Genomic DNA, 17,983 nt, shown 5'->3' with positions numbered 1-17,983 from the left:
CCGTGTCGAGTAAGCCACTTAACATCGGGGACGGTTTGCTTCCATAGCTATCGATGAAACGACTCTATCGCATCGCCGTGAATGCCGAGCTTGCCTTGCACATAAGGCAATCGAATCTTCGATTGATTCATGTCAGAAAAATATGGTATTTTTCCGACATGAACACGATGGCAGAAATTCGCAACTGGCTACCGCAGATCACCAAAGGGCAAGCATTTCGGACCGACGATGTTCGCGCCTTTGGTAGTCGATCTGCCGTAGATCAAGCTCTTTGCAGACTTGTGAAGGAGCGGAATGTGATCCGCCTGGCCAGAGGCATCTTCATACGCGCAGAGGACTATGGTGGAAAAAGCGAACAGGACCTTGTTCAGGCCGCCGTGTCTTCCCTCAGCAAAAGTCACGGTTTCCCGATTCAGGTCAACGGAAAGGCCGCACTAACGCGCCTTGGAATTACATCTGCTTCACCCGCTGCGGAAGCCAACATCTCGGAGTATCTGTGGAGTGCAGGTGTGCGGCGTTTCTCCGTGGCCGGCCAGCAGGTCCTTGTACGCAACGTTAGTCCTAGAAAGATCGCGCTTTCCGACCGGCCAGCCGGTCTGGCTGTAACTGGTATCTGGGGTATCGGAAAGCCTCACATGACACGAACAATGATGAAGAACATCGTGAGCCGCCTGTCCGTAAGCGAGCGCGAAAGCCTGAAATCTTCAGTATCCTCGCTGCCCGGATGGGCGGCGAAATACCTTCCATCGACGGACGAAGGTATTGCCGAAGGGGAGAAGAATGCTGCGATTCGCACGAAGAAGGGTGCGCGTCAAGCCACATCCATGGCGACGGACGTTCGCCCCGCCAAGCCGTTTAGACCAAGGTCAGTCGATCCGGATGACCTCTCGCGCGTATGGTCTCCCAGCACCGTGGAAGGGCGATGGTGCGGCTTTGGGCCATACTATGCGATGTTTCCAGTGGAATTCGCGCGCAAGGTTATCGCACGCCATTGCCCCATCGGGGGAGCGGTGTTGGATCCGTTTTGTGGCAGGGGGACCGTTCCGTTTGTCGCGCTCGCTACGGGTCGGCGTGCCGCCGGCTGCGACATCAATCCCGTTGCATGGGTCTACGCCAAAGTAAAGACAGATCCACACCCTGTTCCCGACGACGTGATTCGACGAACCGAGGAAGTTAGATCCAGTATTATTCGTGCCGACAGGATCGCTGAAAACGAGTTTCAGGAGCTCGCCTGGTCGACAGATGTGCTGGCCTTCCTGAACGCGGCGCGTCGTCTTTTGGACTGGCGAGACTCGCAGATTGACAGAACGTTGATGGGTACGTTGTTAATCCATCTCCATGCGAAACTTGGGGACGGCTTTTCAAATCAGCTACGCCAGTCCAAGTCCATGTCTCCCGAATACTCGGTACGATGGTGGCGCGCAAGAAACATGCAGCCTCCGATCATCGACGCAGTTGATCTGATTAAAAAGAAGATGGCATGGCGTTATGCCAAGGGCTATCTTGAGACCAACCGCGACATGCGACGCCCCGAGGTACTGCTGGGTGATTCGAGAAACGCTCTGCGAACACTCAGACGTGACTTCAAAGCGGACCTCATACTGACGTCCCCGCCTTATTACGGTGTGACCAACTACCGATACGATAACTGGATTCGCCTATGGCTACTGGGTGAAGGACCTTCATTTCCGGAATTCGATCAAAAAGGGAGACACCACAATCAGACGGAATATCGCGATCTCCTGAACCATACGTTCCAAGAATGCAGGAAGAAGTCTAGCGCTACCGCGACCGTCTATGTTCGCACCGATGCGCGCAACTTTACCCTCCAGACCACGATTGAAGCGCTAAGGATAGCCTGGAAAGACAAAAATCTGTTCTTCCGCCACGAAGAATTCCAGAAGGCTACTCAGACAGCACTATTTGGTGACAAAGGTGAAAAGCCGGGAGAAATAGATCTGATGTTGCTTCCGGAGGGCAAACGTCCTCCGGAAGGCATGGTGCGATTGCGTGCTCACGAGACGCTCGAGGTCTATGAGCGTACGGAAGATTAGCTACCTCGGCTTGTTCCTGAAGAGCTCTTCCAGGATGCTGATGCGCGCTTAAAGGGAACGGCCGCATGCGCATTTGTCCGCTCCAGCGGCATAAAGCCATCCTTATACAGATAACAACTACGCGGGTTGAGCAAAGATCCACGGAAGACTCGTCTCTGCCCCTATGTAGATCTTGGCCTGTTGCTATTGCTTGGCTCGGCCTGTGCTGCGGTACGCGGCAAGCGCCGCGGTGTGCCGACGGTCCGTTGGCACACCGCAAAAACAAAACACTCGCGATTATGTCATCTGCTGAAATACTTCTCCAAAAAACTGGAGACACATGCAAATTGATCTTCGATAGGAAGTAGCAACTGGAAAATCGATGCAAGACAACTTCCTGAGATTCAGGACATCTTTTCTGCGAGACAACAAGTGTTAGACGTCTATGTTTCCAGCTCGAAGCGCGTTCGACTCAATAAATGCCCGACGTGGCTCTACCTCGTCTCCCATTAGGGTCGTAAAGATCCCATCCGCCGCAATTGCATCCTCAATCTGCACTCGAAGCAGACGACGCACGCTCGGATCCATAGTCGTCTCCCACAGCTGCTCAGGATTCATCTCCCCCAAGCCCTTATATCGCTGCTTCGAAACATTCCGCTCAGCGTCAGCGATCAGCCACTTCATAGCGCTCTTAAAGTCGCTAACAGCCATGCTGCGTTCACCACGCTTAATGACCGCCCCCGCTCCAATCAAGCCTTTAAACGTATTCGCCGTATTAACGAGCTGCTGATAATCCGCCGTCAACTGAAACTCTTCATCGATGACGGAAACCTTCACATTCCCGTGATGCCGCCGCTCAACGCGCAGCGAGCGCAGCTCACGCACCGGGTCATACATCGGATGCACGCTGACCTCAGGCTTCAGCGCATCATCGCGCAGCTTTGTCTCAAGCGCCTTAGCCGAAGCCTCCGTAGAAGCCTCATTAGAAAGATCAATCGTGACCCCATCCATTACGGCTTCAAGCGCATTCGCGTCATACAGCTTGCTCAGACGCTCAACCACCGCTTGCGCGAGCAAATACGAGCGCGCGAGTTCACCAAGTGCATCGCCGGCGATCGGCGTAGCGCCTTCCGAAGCAATCAGCTCAGACCCGTTCAGAGCCAGCCGCAACATATGCGCATTAAGCTCCGCGCCGTCTTTGAGATACCGCTCGTCTTTCCCAGCCTTAACCTTATAAAGCGGCGGCTGCGCGATATAGATATACCCGCGCTCGATCATCTCCGGCATCTGCCGATAAAAGAACGTCAGCAGCAGCGTCCGGATATGCGCACCGTCAACGTCCGCATCAGTCATGATGATGATGCGGTGATACCGAAGCTTATCGAGGTTGTAGTCTTCCTTGCCGATGCCACAACCAAGCGCAGTAATCAGCGTAACGATCTGCTCAGAAGACAGCAGCTTGTCGTACCGAGCCTTCTCAACATTAAGCACCTTGCCACGCAACGGCAAAATCGCCTGGAACTTCCGATCGCGACCTTGCTTAGCCGACCCACCTGCCGAGTCACCCTCAACAATGTAGATTTCCGACTTCGCCGGATCCTTCTCCTGGCAATCAGCGAGCTTCCCAGGCAGCCCCACGCCATCCAGCACGCCCTTCCGCCGCGTCATCTCGCGAGCCTTGCGAGCCGCATCCCGCGCCCGCGCCGCATCCACAATCTTCCCGCAAATAATCTTCGCGTCGGTCGGCGTCTCGAGCAGAAACTCTTCAAGCGCCTTGGCCACCACTTCCTCAACCGGCGCCCGCACTTCAGAAGAAACCAGCTTGTCCTTAGTCTGCGAACTGAACTTAGGCTCCGGCACCTTCACCGACAGCACGCACGATAGCCCTTCGCGCATATCATCGCCGGACGTTTCAACCTTGGCCTTTTTAGCAATTTCCTGATCGGTGATGTACTTGTTAATCACCCGCGTCATCGCAGCACGCAAACCGGTAAGGTGCGTCCCGCCATCGCGCTGCGGAATATTGTTAGTAAAGCAAAGCACGTTTTCGTTGTAGCTATCGTTCCACTGCATAGCCACTTCCACGCCCACGCCATCCTTCTCGCCGACGATATGAAAAATCGTCGGATGCAGCACGCTCTTGGTCTTGTTGATGTACTCGACAAAGCCTTTCACGCCGCCGCCGAAGGCAAAATCGTCTTCCTTACCCGAGCGCAGATCCGTCAACCGGATCCGCACGCCGTTATTGAGGAACGACAGCTCGCGAATACGCTTGGCCAGAATGTCGTAGTGGTATTCGACATTGCCGAAGATCGATTCGTCGGCCATAAAGTGCACTTCGGTACCGCGGTTCTCCGTATCGCCCACCACCGGAATCGGCGAAACGCGCTCGCCATCCACGTCCTCGATCACGCGGTTCTGCGGCACGCCGCGGTGAAACTCCATAAAGTGCTTCTTGCCGTCGCGGCGCACCGTCAAACGCAACCACGACGAAAGCGCGTTCACGCACGACACGCCCACCCCGTGCAAGCCACCCGACACCTTGTAGCTGTTCTGGTCGAACTTGCCGCCGGCGTGCAATTCGGTCATCACGATTTCCGCCGCGCTGCGCTTCGGATCGTGCTTGTCGTCCATCTTCAGGCCCGTCGGAATGCCGCGGCCGTTATCGATAACCGAAATCGAGTTATCGGCGTGAATCGTCACGTGAATATCGTCGCAATATCCGGCCAGCGCTTCGTCGATCGAATTGTCGAGCACCTCGAATACGAGGTGATGCAGACCGGTCCCGTCCGACGTGTCGCCGATGTACATACCCGGTCGCTTACGCACCGCCTCCAGGCCCTCCAGGATCTGAATCGACGAGGCGCCGTAGCTGTTATCGGGTTGGGTATGGTTCAGTTCACTCATGGGTTCCTTCCGGTTCTGCGTACTGCTTCGTTACTGCACGGGGTATTTTCAAAACACCATAAAAACGCCAAAGGGGCGATGCGCCCCTTGGTCTGTTCTTATTGTCGGTCGCGTTATATGCGCATAGGCATCACCACGTATTTGAACTCGTCGTTCTCGGGTATCGTGATCAGCGCGCTCGAACTCGCGTCGCCGAGGCTCACCTGCAGCATGTCCACCTTCAGGTTCGCCAATACATCCAGCAAATACGTGACGTTAAATCCAATATCGACCGCGTCGCCCTGATACGCAATTTCCAGTTCTTCCTGCGCCTCTTCCTGGTCCGCGTTCGTCGACATGATCTTCAGCTGGCCCGGCTCGATAATGCAGCGCACGCCCTTGAACTTGTCCGACGTCAGAATCGCCGCGCGCTGCAGCGAGCGCTGCAGTTCCTCTCGCCCGATCACGAACGAGTTCTTGTGCGCCTTCGGAATCACACGCTGGAAATCGGGGAATTTGCCTTCCACAAGCTTCGACACCAGTTCCACCTGGCCGAAGCTGAACTTCACTTGCGTCTGCGCAATGTCGATCTTCAACACGTCGTCGATGTCTTCGAGCAGGCGTTGCAGCTCGAGAATCGTCTTACGCGGGATGATCACTTCCTGGCGCGCGAAGTCGCCTTCAATCTTCATCGACGAAAACGCGAGACGGTGACCGTCCGTCGCGACCGCCATCAGCTGGCCGCCATCCACCACGAGCAGCATGCCGTTCAGGTAGTAGCGGATGTCCTGCTGCGCCATCGCGAAGTACACCATGCCGAGCAGCTGGCGGAACGTCTTCTGCGGGACCGCGAGGTTCGCGCCGAAATCCTTCGCCTGCGCGACCGTCGGGAACTCGTCCGCGGCCAACGTTTGCAGCGCGAAGCGGCTCTTGCCGGACTGCACAGTCAGACGCTTGTCGTTCAGCGTCAGCGTGACTTGCCCGTCGGGCATCGCGCGCAAAATGTCGAGGAGTTTTCTTGCTGCTACCGTTGTCGCGACCGATTCGCCTCCGACGCCGAAGTCGCCGTGCGTCGTAATCTGAAGCTCGAGGTCCGTGGATAAGAACGACACATCGGGGCCGTTCTTGGTAATCAGCAAATTGGCGAGGATCGGCAACGTGTGGCGGCGTTCAACAATGCCACTCACGGTTTGCAGCGGCCTGAGGAGGTTATCTCGTTCGGTCTTGACCAGTTGCATAGAGTTCCTTCGTTGATGTATCGGCCCGCTCGCGTCGCCCGACCGCTTCGATGCGCACTGAGGCCCCGGCCCCCCGCCGGCGCCCGCCATTCCTTTAGCGCGCGCCGTCCGGCGTCATTCGTCTTACCCCGTCCGGCGCCCGTTCTCTTTAGTCAACGCTTTGAGTCGACCCGCAGGGTCGACGCTGGAGCTTGGCTATCGGTCGAACGGCCGGGCGGTTAAACCTATATTGTGCCTGAAAACGGTAGCGCTTCCCTAAAATGGGGGCACTCGGCGAAATAAACAGAACGATTTTGCCGACGTGCCGCGATGCGTCGCAAACTGCCGATCTCGCTCGCGCGTCGCTTTCGATGCCGCATGAGCAAACCGCGCTGCCTTACCCGCGGTCGCGCCGCAGCGCCGTCACATCAGCCTTTAAGCGTCTGTTCGAGCACATGCAGCTCGTGGTTCAGCTGCGCGTCCTTGCCCCGTTCGTCCGCGATCTTGCGCACCGCGTGCAGCACGGTCGTATGGTCGCGGCCGCCGAAAAGCTCGCCGATTTCCGGCAGACTCTTCTGCGTCAATTCCTTCGCGAGGTACATCGCGATTTGCCGCGGACGCGCGATGTTCGCAGGCCGCTTCTTCGAATACATATCCGCGACCTTGATGCTGTAAAAGTCAGCGACGGTCTTCTGAATGTTTTCGACAGAAATTTGCCGGTTCTGAACGGTCAGCAAATCTTTTAGTGCTTCCTTCGTCAGCTCGATCGTGATCTCGCGGCCGTGGAACTTCGAGTACGCGAGGATCTTGCGCAGCGCGCCCTCGAGCTCACGCACGTTCGACCGCAGATGCTTCGCGACGAAGAACGCGACATCCTCCGAAAGACTCACGCCTTCCGATTGCGCCTTGCGCATCAGAATCGCGACGCGCATCTCAAGCTCGGGCGGTTCGATTGCGACGGTGAGGCCCGAATCGAAGCGCGAGATCAGACGATCGTCGATGCCCGAGATTTCCTTCGGATACGTATCGCTGGTGATGATCACCTGCGCCTTGTTCGCGACGAGCGCTTCGAACGCGTAGAAGAACTCTTCCTGCGTGCGCGACTTGCCCGAGAAAAACTGGATATCGTCGATCAGCAGCAGATCGAGCGAGTGGTAGTAGCGCTTGAAGTCGTCGAAGGCCTTGCGTTGATAGGCCTTCACGACGTCCGACACGTACTGTTCCGCGTGGATGTAGCGGATGCGCGCGCCGGCTTTGTCCATCAGCAGCTGATTGCCGATCGCATGGATCAGGTGCGTCTTGCCGAGGCCGACGCCGCCGTACAGGAAGAGCGGGTTGTACGAAACGCCCGGGTTATCGGCGACCTGAATCGCCGCCGCGCGTGCGAGCTGATTCGCCTTGCCGGTGACGAAATTGTCGAAGGTCAGCACGGGGTTCAGCTTCGAACGCTCGTACATCGAGTCGCTTTCGCCGCTGTTGCCTGCCGGCGCGCCACCTTGCGTCGGGCGCCATGTGCGGCGCGCGGCGGCGGCTTCGTTCGCGTCGAGGCTCGGGAGGTCGAGGTCGGCGGAATCGTCGGCGGTTTGGTGTGACGAATGATGAATGGCGTGCGCGTGCTGGGCGGCGCTGTGTACGCCGTTGGCTGCGGACATGCCGCCGGCGCCAACACGCGCGGCCTGCGCCGCTTGCACCGCGCTCACCGCTGCACCCACCGCCGCCGCGCCGCCGTTCAACGCAGAGGCGGACGGACGCGCTGGCGCAACCTGCGGCGCACCGCGCATCGATGCTTTGGGATCGAGAACGAACTGCACGTCCACCGGCGTATGCCAGAAATCGCGTGCCAAGTCTGTAATGCGTCCGGAAAACTGGCTCTTGACCCAGTCGAGCTTGAACCGGTTCGGCGCCGCAATGCTCAACGTGTTCGCGTCGGCGTCGAAGGAGACCGGGGCCAACGGTTTGATCCACGTCACGTATTGCTGGGGCGTCAATTCACGCTCCAGCAATGCGGAACAGTGTTGCCAGAATTCGTTCATCAAGTCGCTGTCGTTATGGTTGCACCGCGCATTCGCCGCTGCTCTTGTCACTTCACGCGACGAGGCCCGAAGCAGCCGGACGAAACAGCTCCAAACGCTTGTGCCGCAAGGCTTTGCGGCGACGAGCGAAATGGAGCGGCGTGCAGGATTCTTGGGATGTAAGGCGAGATTCTAAACCCAAATCGGGCGGGAAAGTTGAGTTATCCACAGGGCCCGATCAACTGCGCGCGGCGAGCTTTGCCCGGCTTTTGCCCGGCTGAAGCGCGGCCAAGCGCTTACCTAAACTATTGACGACCAAAAGAAAACCGGTTTAAATAGCGGGTTCCGCCGAAACCAATTTCTCGTGCCGCCCGGCTAGCGTGAACGCCGGGTCGCCAGGCGCCCGCTCATGTAGCACCAGGGTAGCACCAAGCAGCACTCGGGCGGCGCGCCGTACAGTCCGCAAGCGGTCCAGAGCAGCGGCCCTCAGTGGTCATTTCACACAAGAAAGTGAGAGCAACATGAAACGTACTTACCAACCTTCCGTTACCCGTCGCAAGCGCACCCATGGCTTCCGCGTGCGCATGAAGACCGCCGGCGGCCGCAAGGTCATCAACGCTCGCCGCGCGAAGGGCCGTAAGCGTCTCGCCATCTAAGGCAGGCGCGGCCATCGTCATCGGCCGCGGTTGCCTGGGTCGTGGCGCATCGCCTGCGGTCTTCGTCCATCTTGTCCCGCGCTGTGGCTGATACCCGCGCTGTGGCGGGAACGGCAGCAGCGCAGCAGAACGTCAACGTTCAGATGCAGCGAGCGCAAGCCGCCTTTCCCAAAGCCGCCCGGCTGCTCAAAACGGATGAGTTTTCATCCGTTTTTCGTTTGCGCCCGTGGCGGCGTACCGCGCATTTCGTCGTCTATGCGCGGCCAACGGGCAATGACGCGCGGCTTGGCCTCGTCATCGGAAAGAAGTTCGCGCCGCGCGCGGCCACGCGGAATCTGATCCGCCGGCTCGCGCGCGAAGCGTTCCGGTTGCGTCGCAAGGAATTCGGCGGGTGGGACGTGTTGATCCGGCTTCACACGAAGATCGACAAGAAAGTTTTCCCCAGCGCCGCGTCGCCGCCGTTGAAAGCGTTGTTCCGCGGCGAGATCGATGTGCTGCTGGATAAGGTGGCGCGTGAGGTCGCGCGGCGGGAAGCCACGGCGCCTGTGGTTGCCGCTGAGACGCCTGCCACACCGCCGGCGGCGTCATGAAGGTCGAAGCGTGTTTGGCGGTCCGGCCGCTGTAGCCATGCAAACGGTACTGTTCGCTTTACTGCGTTTTTACAAAGTTGCCGTGAGTCCGCTGCTCGGCAACCGGTGCCGTTTTTATCCTTCCTGTTCTGATTACGCGCGCGAAGCAATCCAGTATCATGGCGCCGCGCGCGGAACGTACCTCGCCGCCCGGCGTCTGTGCCGCTGCCATCCGTTTTCGGCCGGCGGCGTCGATCTAGTCCCGCCACCCAAATCTGAAAAGCGCTGATGCGCTCTCGCCTCGACTGAGACAACGCATGGATATCAAACGCACGGTCCTATGGGTCATCTTCTTCGTATCGCTTGTCATGCTGTTCGACAACTGGCAGCGGTCCCATGGGCGCCCGTCGATGTTTTTCCCGAGCGCGACGCCGACGCGCACCGTCACCACCGCCGCGTCCGGCACGACGACGCCGGGCACGCAGCCGTCGGACCTGCCGCAAACCGCTAACGCCGGCACCGCGCCCGGCGTCACCGCGCCGGCCGAGCAGAAGGCCCAGCAGGTCCCGTTCAGCACGGACGTGTACCGGGGCGATATCGATACGCAGGGCGGCACGCTGTCGAAGCTCACGCTCGTCAAGCAAGGCGATGGTAAGCAGCCGGACCTCGTGATCACGCTGTTCGATCACACGAAGGACCACACGTATCTCGCGCGTACGGGTCTGTTCGGCGGCGATTATCCGAATCACAACGACATCTTCACGCCGGTCCCGAACCAGGTGCACGACCTGGCGGCCAACCAGAACGCGATGAAGATCAGCCTCGAGTCGCCTGTGAAGGGTGGCGTGAAGGTCATCAAGACCTACACGTTCACGCGCGGCAGCTATGTGATCGACGTCGACACGAAGGTCGAGAACGTCGGCACGACGCCGGTCTCGCCGACCGCGTACATGGAACTCGTGCGCGACAGCCAGCCGGTCGAAACGCCGCGCTTCTCGCACACGTTTATCGGGCCGGCGGTCTACACGGCCGAGCATCACTTCCAGAAGCTGTCGTTTAGCGACGTCGACAAGAACAAGGACGATTACGCCACCTCGGCCAACAACGGCTGGGTTGCGATGGTCCAGCATTACTTCGCGTCCGCGTGGATTCCGAAAGAGGGCGTCGAGCGCAAGATCTATATCAACAAGATCGACCCGTCGCTGTATCGCGTCGGCGTCACGCAGCAGCTGCCGACCATCCAGCCGGGCCAGTCGTACGACGTATCGGCGCGCCTCTTCGCCGGTCCGGAAGAAGAACGCATGCTCGAAGGCATCGCGCCGGGTCTCGAACTGGTCAAGGATTACGGCTGGGTGACGATCATCGCGAAGCCGCTTTTCTGGCTGCTCGAGAAGATCCACAGCTATGTCGGCAACTGGGGCTGGGCGATCGTGCTGCTCACGCTGCTGATCAAGGCGGTGTTTTTCCCGCTGTCGGCGGCGAGCTACAAGTCGATGGCGCGCATGAAGGAAATCACGCCGCGCATGCAGTCGCTGCGCGAACGCTTCAAGGGCGATCCGCAGAAGATGAACCAGGCGCTGATGGAGCTGTACAAAACTGAGAAGGTGAACCCGTTCGGCGGCTGTCTGCCGGTCGTAATTCAGATTCCGGTGTTTATCTCGCTGTACTGGGTGCTGCTGTCATCAGTCGAAATGCGCGGTGCGCCGTGGATTCTCTGGATTCACGATCTGTCGCAGCAGGATCCGTTCTACATCCTGCCGGTGCTGATGGCCGTCTCGATGTTCATTCAGACGCGTCTGAACCCGACGCCGCCGGACCCGGTTCAAGCCAAGATGATGATGTTCATGCCGATCGCGTTCTCGGTCATGTTCTTCTTCTTCCCGGCCGGTCTCGTGCTGTACTACGTCGTGAACAACGTGCTGTCGATCGCGCAGCAGTACTACATCACGCGGATGATGGGCGCGGGGAAGAAGAAGCCGGCGTGATCTGATTGCGCTGCGCATCAGGCGCGGCTCGCTTTCCGGCAAAACAAAAGCCGTCCTTCAGAAGTGAAGGGCGGCTTTTTTTATCGGCTGAAATCTTCAACCACGGTCAGCCAAAGCCAAAGTCAACTACGGTCCGCTACGAAGCCAGCCGGTTGATCATTCTTCCTCGACGTCGCCGTAGAATTGCGCGACCAGTTCCTGCACCAGATAGCGATGGTGCGGCATCAACGATTCGATCTTGTTCGCCAGCTGGAGCGACTCGGCCGAAGCTGGATATTTCTCCTCGGGCGGCGGCGGTGGCGGTGGCTTCGCCGCCTTCGGCTTCTTCCTGGGAGTTGTCGTCACCTTCGGCGAAGGCCCATATTGCAACCAGTGCAAGTCGACGCTGAGCGCGCTCGCAAGCGTTTCGAGCTTGTCGCGTTTTGGGATCGTCCGGCCTTTTAGCCATTTGTCGACGGTCTGCGTCGACACGGGATCACCCTCAAAACGCAAATTAAAGAAGCGCGCGAGTTCGGTGGGACCGTCCGGCTTTTCCGGAACGCGTCTTAGCGCGAGCTTGAGGCGATCGGAGAACGCCCGTTTTTCGTTGGTAGTAGCCATGTCGAGATTGTGCATTTGCAATCTCAAGTCGTAGCCAACCACACAGGCTAGGATTAGCTTAATCGAGATACAAATGGCCCGCTTAGGAATCAAATCAGAGAATGCCCAAGAAGGCAGGAAGAACATGAGAATCCATACGTACGAAGCGAAACATCGCAAGCTCCTTTGCGTCATCGGCCGAGATAATTCGATGTTTACCTTATCTCAAATAAGATAAATCTGTAGGTTAAACGACGAAGTTAGGACTCGACGCCACATCAAGGACTCGACGCACCGCCGCGCTACAATGCTCGGCGCCTGAAAAAACCGCTCCAGGCTCGCTGCTTGCGAAATTTCAGATTATCGATTTGCCATGCTCTCAACCGACTCCGATCCCATCGTCGCTATCGCCACCGCCCCTGGACGCGGCGGGATCGGTGTCGTGCGGATTTCGTTCGGACGGGCGGGCGAGAGGGCGGCCGAAGCGTTAATGCGCGCGCTGACGGGGCAAGCGCTGAAGCCGCGTCATGCGAGCTACGTCGGCTTTCTCGACGAAGCCGGTCATGCGCTCGATCGCGGTATCGCGCTGTACTTTCCGGCGCCGCATTCGTACACCGGTGAGCACGTGCTCGAACTGCAAGGCCACGGCGGTCCGATCGTGCTGCAACTCGTGCTGCAACGTTGCGTCGACGCGGGCAAAGCCTTTGCGCTGCGCCTCGCCGAGCCGGGCGAATTCACGCGCCGTGCGTTCCTTAACGACAAGCTCGATCTCGCGCAGGCGGAAGCGGTCGCGGACCTGATCGAGGCGAGCACCGAGGCCGCGGCGCGCTCGGCCGGGCGGTCGCTCGACGGCGCGTTTTCGCGCGACATTCACGCGCTCGTCGAAGAGGTCATCACATTGCGGATGCTCGTCGAAGCGACGCTCGATTTTCCCGAGGAAGAAATCGACTTTCTCGAAGCCGCGGACGCGCGCGGCAAACTCGCGCGAATCCGCGAGCGCCTCGCGGCCGTGCTCAGCGACGCGCGCCAAGGCGCGCTGCTGCGCGAGGGGCTGTCGGTCGTGCTGGCGGGGCAGCCGAATGTCGGCAAATCGTCGCTGCTGAACGCACTCGCGGGTGCCGAACTCGCCATCGTCACGCCGATCGCCGGCACCACGCGCGACAAGGTCGCGCAGACAATTCAGATCGAAGGGATTCCGCTGCACGTGATCGACACGGCCGGGCTGCGCGATACGGAAGACGAAGTCGAGAAGATCGGCATCGCTCGCACGTGGAACGAGATAGAAAAGGCCGATGTCGTGCTGCATTTGCTCGACGCGCGCGCCGGCGTCACGTCCGAAGACAAACGAATCGCTGAGCGCTTCCCTAAAGGCGTGCCCGTCGTGCGAGTCTTGAATAAGACGGATCTGACGGATTTCCCACCGGCCGTGCGCGAACTCGAAGCCGAAAACGGCAAAGGTGAAGGCGACGGCGGAGATACCCGCAGCGCCGACCTGCGTGAAGTCCGCCTGTCGGCGAAACACGGCGACGGCATCGCGTTGCTGCGCGCCGAACTGTTGCGCATTGCCGGCTGGCAGGCGGGCGCGGAAAGCGTCTATCTCGCGCGGGAGCGCCATCTGATCGCACTGCGCGCCGCCGACGAACACCTGACGCTCGCCGCGCAACACGCCGATCAGAACGCCCAGGCGCTGGACTTATTTGCTGAGGAATTGAGGCTCGCACAGGAGCAATTGAATTCGATCACCGGCGAATTTACGTCCGACGATCTGCTAGGGGTGATTTTCAGCCGCTTCTGCATCGGCAAGTAGCAAGACCAAAAGCAAGACCAAAGCATTGCGCGAGAACGCGAGAGCGCGAACTCGCCCGCGCGGCATCAAGCCGACTGCACAGCCTCGGGCGTTCCGTCTGCCGCTTCAATCGGTTGCGGAAACATCACGCCGAAGCCGCCCGCATCGAACTCATCGAGTTCGAGCAGCAAGCTGTCGATTGCGCACAACTGCACTTTGGTCAACACCGGCGCCTCAAGCAAACGATGCAGCCGTTGTCGCCAGTAAGCCGATGTGAGAATCGGACCGCCGAAATCGCCAGTCAGTGATGGACGCATCACGCGAGCAATATGGGCAATATCGCGATCGAGCAACCCGTTCATATGCGCCCCCCCGGTGCAATAGTCAGGTTCCTACGTTCTATTACATATGATCTTCTGAGGATTAATGTAGCGCCCTTTTCACCGTCGCGCCACCCTACAAAACAATTAGATCGCATTTAATGCGTGTTGGGAAAAATCGATGTCCCGCATGCCAAGCGTACGCGTCCGATTGCGAGCGCAATCGGGCGAACAGTGCCGCGATTCGGGGGGTAATTTCGGGAAATGCCGAACAGAGGAATGGCGGCGGCCGCAAAAGCGTCACCACGGCTCGTTGCCTGCGTTGTCGCCGCCCGCTTGCAGTCAAAAACCGCACAACACGGTAAGCGCGCGACTCGGCAATATCAGAGCCAACACCAACAAGACGAGTGGACATCCGGGAAAACAGCTAACCTCCACGGACGCCTCCAGCCCAAGGCGCGGGGAGGCCGGATTCCCGAACGCTCAGTGATGCAGGAAGCTGCGAATCGGATGCCGCCAATCCATCCGACGCGCCGCGTCAAACTCTTCCTCGAGCTGCTGGCGATGTTCTTGCCAAAGCTCATCGGAAAAGAGAAATGCGACGATCAGAAGCGGCACAATCAGAAACGCGCCTAGAACCAGATGCTCGATCACATTAGCCTCCGTGGATCGTGTTGACTCGCAATTTCATTGTAGGCGTCCTACTTGTTGCTGCGTGCAGTCCGTGTGGGTAAGCACGCACAATGTTCATTGAGGTTGAAGACCGTACCTTCTCGCCAAGGTTCACCCTCGCACGGCATTTCGCTACGCGAGGGTCACGCAAAGCGCTAGGCGGCGGCCTTTTTCCAGGCCGCTGCGAGCATGCCGGCCCCAATCAGTAGAGTTCCACCCGTTCGGTTCACAGCAAGTTGCACGCCAGGGCGGCGGATCGCACGACGCGCCGCCGACGCGAGCAGCGCATAACCCAGCGCGTTGAGCGTACCGAGCGCGACGAACGTCGCCTCGAACACGGCGATCTGCGACCACGTCGCGACTTGCGTATCAATGAACTGCGGCACGAACGCGACAAAAAACACGATGCTCTTCGGGTTGAGCGCCGTCACTGCGTACGAGTGCGCAAAGATGCGGCCCGTGCGCGTTTCGGCGCTCGCGTCAGGCGTCGCCTCTTCAGATATGACCGGCGTGCGCCACAGCTTCACGCCGAGATAGAACAGATAAGCCGCGCCGACCCATTTGAGCGCGGTGAAAAGCGTTGCCGACGCGGCGAGGATCACGCCGAGTCCGAGCATCGACGCAGTCATCGATGTCAGATCGCCAAGCGCGACGCCGGCGGTGGTTGCAAGCGCGTAGCGGCGCCCGTGACCGAGTGCGTACGAGACGACGAGCAGCACGGTTGGGCCGGGAATGGCGACAAGAATGGCTGATGCAATAGCGAACGGAAGCCAGTGGGCCAGCGTCATAACGGACGTCTCCTTGAAAAGTCGTTCCGATTTATCCACGAACTTTCGCGAAGCGCAAGACGAACCGTAGCGTCGCACATCGGCAGCGACGCCGTTATCGGTCAGGCATGGTTTTTATTCTTCGTTTGCCACATGCGGCCGTGCTTTTTCGCCAATGGCTTCAACGACTTTGTGTGCGTCGCATCAAGCATCGTTAAAGCGTTTAGCCAGTCACTTAATTGGATATTCTCGTAAACGAGAATACGCGCCGCAAACGATTGTCGGACAACGCGACGATCGCAAATCGATCAAGTGCTCGCGATTAAATATGCATGGTTTTGCCGGTGGCATTTACGCGCGTTACCGCATGAACGCGTCTGCGACAATCCGCCGCTATTGCAATCGCACACAAGTCGTGCTTGTTCTTCCGCACAGTTCTTCTAAATTCAAAACTGCGGGTGTCCCCCTGAAGTTAAATACATAGCTAACCTGAGTATTAACCCGCACGGAGGGTTTTATGAAAATGCGCGTCGCGGTTCTCTTCGCCATGGCAGCTTTCGCAGCTGCATCTGCCGCACAGGCTCAGGACCTGAAGCCGCAGCAGACCGTGCAATTGAAGGCCAACGCGTACGGCTGCCTGTCCAAGGACAAGCTCGACGCAGTGCGCCAGCACGAGCAGGCCGGCGAGCAGCAGAAAATGCAGGAGTATTTCTCCGGCTTCCAGTGCCTGTCCACGCCTGAAAACGCGACTTTCCGCATCGTGCGTGTCGATGGGCACGACATCGAATTCGTCAATGCGGCGAATAGCGATACCGAAGGTCTCTGGACCAACGATCATTTCATCAAGCAATAGTGGGTTTTTCCCCGACGCTTTGTCGGGGAAATGCGGACAGTGACGGTCTTTAGAAGACCGAATCAGCTTTTGCGTACTCGAAAACGGCTGGGCGATAATCGCCCAGCCGTTTTACATTTGCTCACCTCGTACAACACCGGAATAATTCCTCGCCGACCGGTAACGCGCACAAGCCGCCCGCTCGCCATCTCGTTGTCATCTCGCACCGGCTAGATTCGGTATCATCACGCTCCTCCCGTGTTTCGATCCGGGTTGATGCCGACGCGCCGCGCGGCACGCTCATTGCTTGATCTCACATCATAGGAAGCTGAGTGCGTTGCAGCGGCAAGCGAAGACCATCGGTCGCCGCCGCGTTCGGCAAAAACCGTTTCATCGGCGAGACGCGCGTGACGCGCGACAGAAGGCAGTATCAAAATGGCACGCTATTACGGCCCCGAATCACTCTTTACTCTCCGGTCCTCGTTTGCGGGATCGGGACTCTCCATGGCGCTCAAATCCACAATCTATAAGGCCGAACTGCAGATCGCCGACATGGATCGGCACTACTACGCCGACCACTCGCTGACAATCGCGCTGCATCCGTCCGAGACCGCCGAACGAATGATGGTTCGTGTCGCCGCGTTCGCCCTGTTCGCCCAGGAACGGCTCGAATTCTGCAAAGGACTCTCGGATACCGACGAACCGGACCTCTGGCAAAAAGATCTGACCGGCGCGATCGAAACGTGGATCGACATCGGCCAGCCCGACGAGCGGCGCATCGCGAAAGCGAGCGGCCGCGCGAACGAGGTTATCGTGATCGCGTACGGCGGCCGGACGTCCGACATCTGGTGGCAAGGCGTACGTGGCAAGGTCGAACGCCTGCGCAACGTGACCGTCTGGTCGCTTGGCGAAAATGTCGCATCGGCGCTCGGCGCGCTCGCCGAAAGAACGATGCGGCTGCAATGCACGGTGCAGGATGGCGCCGCGTGGCTCGGCAGCGCCGACGCCGACGCGGTGCCGATCGAATGGACGGTGTTGACGGGCGCATCGGACGCCCGGTCGGTCGCGCAAGGCGCCAAGTAAAGTGAAGTGCGGGGACGTGCGCTGAGTTCAGTTGAAGGTCGGGTTGTGCACGTCGGCATCTAAAGGGAAGTGGTCCGCGTCGCGTCCGGCGGACCTTTCAGTTCCACCATATTGCCTTCCGGATCGAACAGGTACAGCGACGGGCCAAATCCGTCCGCGCCATAGCGCACCGCTTTTTCGCCGACACGCGCGCCGCGTTCGACGAGATGCGCCTCGAGCGCCGCTTCGTCGAACGGTTCGACGCGCAGACACAGATGGTCCATATTTCGGCCCGCGCTGGGCAATCCACTATCCGGACGGTCGATCTTTGCGCCAACCTGCAACAGATCGATCAGCGAGCGGCCGGCACGCAACTGGGTCAATCCGATCTCGCGCTGCTCCTTCTCGACGCTGCAACCGAGCGCATCGCAATAGAAGCGCGTCATGGCACCGACGTCTTCGACCCTGATGACGACGTGGTCAATCTCGCGGATGTGAAACTTCATGGTTGCCGCCTCTTCAACTGGTTTGGAGCCGTAATGAAGAGTGTAGGGGATAGGCGGGAAGGCCGGGCGCGGCAGGGCAAAATGCGAAGACGGCGCGCTGA

The 17,983-nt window shown here is 59.0% G+C and carries 16 protein-coding genes; 8 read left to right on the top strand and 8 right to left on the bottom strand.

Annotation, left to right across the window (positions count from 1 at the left end; all coding sequences use genetic code 11):
- Positions 1–53 precede the first annotated feature (53 nt).
- Positions 54–2,054, top strand: coding sequence for a DUF6088 family protein (locus tag ACYPXD_RS29760; RefSeq protein ID WP_459720247.1), 2,001 nt, complete (start codon positions 54–56; stop codon positions 2,052–2,054).
- Positions 2,055–2,468: 414 nt separating this feature from the next.
- On the opposite strand, the gene gyrB is transcribed toward ACYPXD_RS29760, so the two are convergent.
- The 3 genes from gyrB to dnaA all read right to left on the bottom strand — a co-directional run bounded on the left by gyrB (position 2,469) and on the right by dnaA (position 8,169).
- Positions 2,469–4,940, bottom strand: a complete 2,472-nt coding sequence (gene gyrB / locus ACYPXD_RS29755; RefSeq protein ID WP_459720244.1) for a DNA topoisomerase (ATP-hydrolyzing) subunit B — start codon at positions 4,938–4,940, stop codon at positions 2,469–2,471.
- Positions 4,941–5,053: 113 nt separating this feature from the next.
- Positions 5,054–6,157 carry a DNA polymerase III subunit beta gene (gene dnaN / locus ACYPXD_RS29750; protein WP_459720241.1) on the bottom strand — a complete coding sequence of 368 codons (1,104 nt, stop codon included), beginning with the start codon at positions 6,155–6,157 and terminating at the stop codon, positions 5,054–5,056.
- Positions 6,158–6,564: 407 nt separating this feature from the next.
- Positions 6,565–8,169, bottom strand: a complete 1,605-nt coding sequence (gene dnaA, locus ACYPXD_RS29745) for a chromosomal replication initiator protein DnaA (RefSeq protein ID WP_459720238.1) — start codon at positions 8,167–8,169, stop codon at positions 6,565–6,567.
- A gap of 500 nt (positions 8,170–8,669) precedes the next feature.
- Between dnaA and rpmH the strand changes: the two genes are divergently transcribed.
- From rpmH to yidC, 4 genes are all read left to right on the top strand, one after another.
- Positions 8,670–8,804, top strand: a complete 135-nt coding sequence (rpmH, locus tag ACYPXD_RS29740) for a 50S ribosomal protein L34 (RefSeq protein ID WP_004198824.1) — start codon at positions 8,670–8,672, stop codon at positions 8,802–8,804.
- Between the two features lie 143 nt (positions 8,805–8,947).
- Positions 8,948–9,394 carry a ribonuclease P protein component gene (rnpA, locus tag ACYPXD_RS29735; protein WP_459720929.1) on the top strand — a complete coding sequence of 149 codons (447 nt, stop codon included), beginning with the start codon at positions 8,948–8,950 and terminating at the stop codon, positions 9,392–9,394.
- A 37-nt stretch (positions 9,395–9,431) separates the two neighbouring features.
- The gene (gene yidD / locus ACYPXD_RS29730) at positions 9,432–9,662 is read left to right on the top strand and encodes a membrane protein insertion efficiency factor YidD (protein WP_219798432.1); all 231 of its coding nucleotides are present in this window, start codon (positions 9,432–9,434) and stop codon (positions 9,660–9,662) included.
- Positions 9,663–9,690: 28 nt separating this feature from the next.
- Positions 9,691–11,358: a membrane protein insertase YidC gene (gene yidC, locus ACYPXD_RS29725; RefSeq protein WP_459720229.1), complete on the top strand. Its 1,668-nt coding sequence runs from the start codon at positions 9,691–9,693 to the stop codon at positions 11,356–11,358.
- Positions 11,359–11,514: 156 nt separating this feature from the next.
- Here the strand turns inward: yidC and ACYPXD_RS29720 are convergent, their stop codons facing one another.
- A complete protein-coding gene (locus tag ACYPXD_RS29720; RefSeq protein WP_459720927.1) occupies positions 11,515–11,958 on the bottom strand; it encodes a transcriptional regulator in 444 nt (147 codons plus the stop codon).
- 352 nt (positions 11,959–12,310) lie between these two features.
- On the opposite strand from ACYPXD_RS29720, the gene mnmE reads away from it, so the two are divergent.
- Positions 12,311–13,744, top strand: a complete 1,434-nt coding sequence (gene mnmE / locus ACYPXD_RS29715) for a tRNA uridine-5-carboxymethylaminomethyl(34) synthesis GTPase MnmE (RefSeq protein WP_459720226.1) — start codon at positions 12,311–12,313, stop codon at positions 13,742–13,744.
- Positions 13,745–13,809: 65 nt separating this feature from the next.
- On the opposite strand, the gene ACYPXD_RS29710 is transcribed toward mnmE, so the two are convergent.
- The 3 genes from ACYPXD_RS29710 to ACYPXD_RS29700 form a co-directional block, all read right to left on the bottom strand.
- A complete protein-coding gene (locus tag ACYPXD_RS29710; RefSeq protein WP_459720224.1) occupies positions 13,810–14,085 on the bottom strand; it encodes a hypothetical protein in 276 nt (91 codons plus the stop codon).
- Between the two features lie 441 nt (positions 14,086–14,526).
- Positions 14,527–14,697, bottom strand: coding sequence for a hypothetical protein (locus tag ACYPXD_RS29705; RefSeq protein WP_219798437.1), 171 nt, complete (start codon positions 14,695–14,697; stop codon positions 14,527–14,529).
- Between the two features lie 173 nt (positions 14,698–14,870).
- Positions 14,871–15,503 carry a LysE family translocator gene (locus ACYPXD_RS29700; protein ID WP_459720219.1) on the bottom strand — a complete coding sequence of 211 codons (633 nt, stop codon included), beginning with the start codon at positions 15,501–15,503 and terminating at the stop codon, positions 14,871–14,873.
- A gap of 496 nt (positions 15,504–15,999) precedes the next feature.
- Here ACYPXD_RS29700 and sap1 point away from each other — a divergent pair, with 496 nt between their 5' ends.
- Together sap1 and ACYPXD_RS29690 are read left to right on the top strand one after the other, a co-directional pair.
- Complete coding sequence (gene sap1 / locus ACYPXD_RS29695; protein ID WP_459720214.1) at positions 16,000–16,335, top strand: surface attachment protein Sap1; 336 nt, start codon at positions 16,000–16,002, stop codon at positions 16,333–16,335.
- 483 nt (positions 16,336–16,818) lie between these two features.
- Complete coding sequence (locus ACYPXD_RS29690; RefSeq protein ID WP_459720211.1) at positions 16,819–17,397, top strand: YaeQ family protein; 579 nt, start codon at positions 16,819–16,821, stop codon at positions 17,395–17,397.
- Between the two features lie 59 nt (positions 17,398–17,456).
- Here ACYPXD_RS29690 and ACYPXD_RS29685 read toward each other — a convergent pair whose 3' ends face one another.
- On the bottom strand, positions 17,457–17,882 hold the full coding sequence (locus ACYPXD_RS29685; RefSeq protein ID WP_459720208.1) for a VOC family protein: 426 nt from the start codon (positions 17,880–17,882) through the stop codon (positions 17,457–17,459).
- Between the last annotated feature and the right edge of the window lie 101 nt (positions 17,883–17,983).

It is taken from the genome of Paraburkholderia sp. 2C, assembly GCF_054589215.1.
The sequence above is the reverse complement of the archived record's forward strand: the minus strand, read 5'-3'. Positions and strand labels throughout refer to the sequence as shown.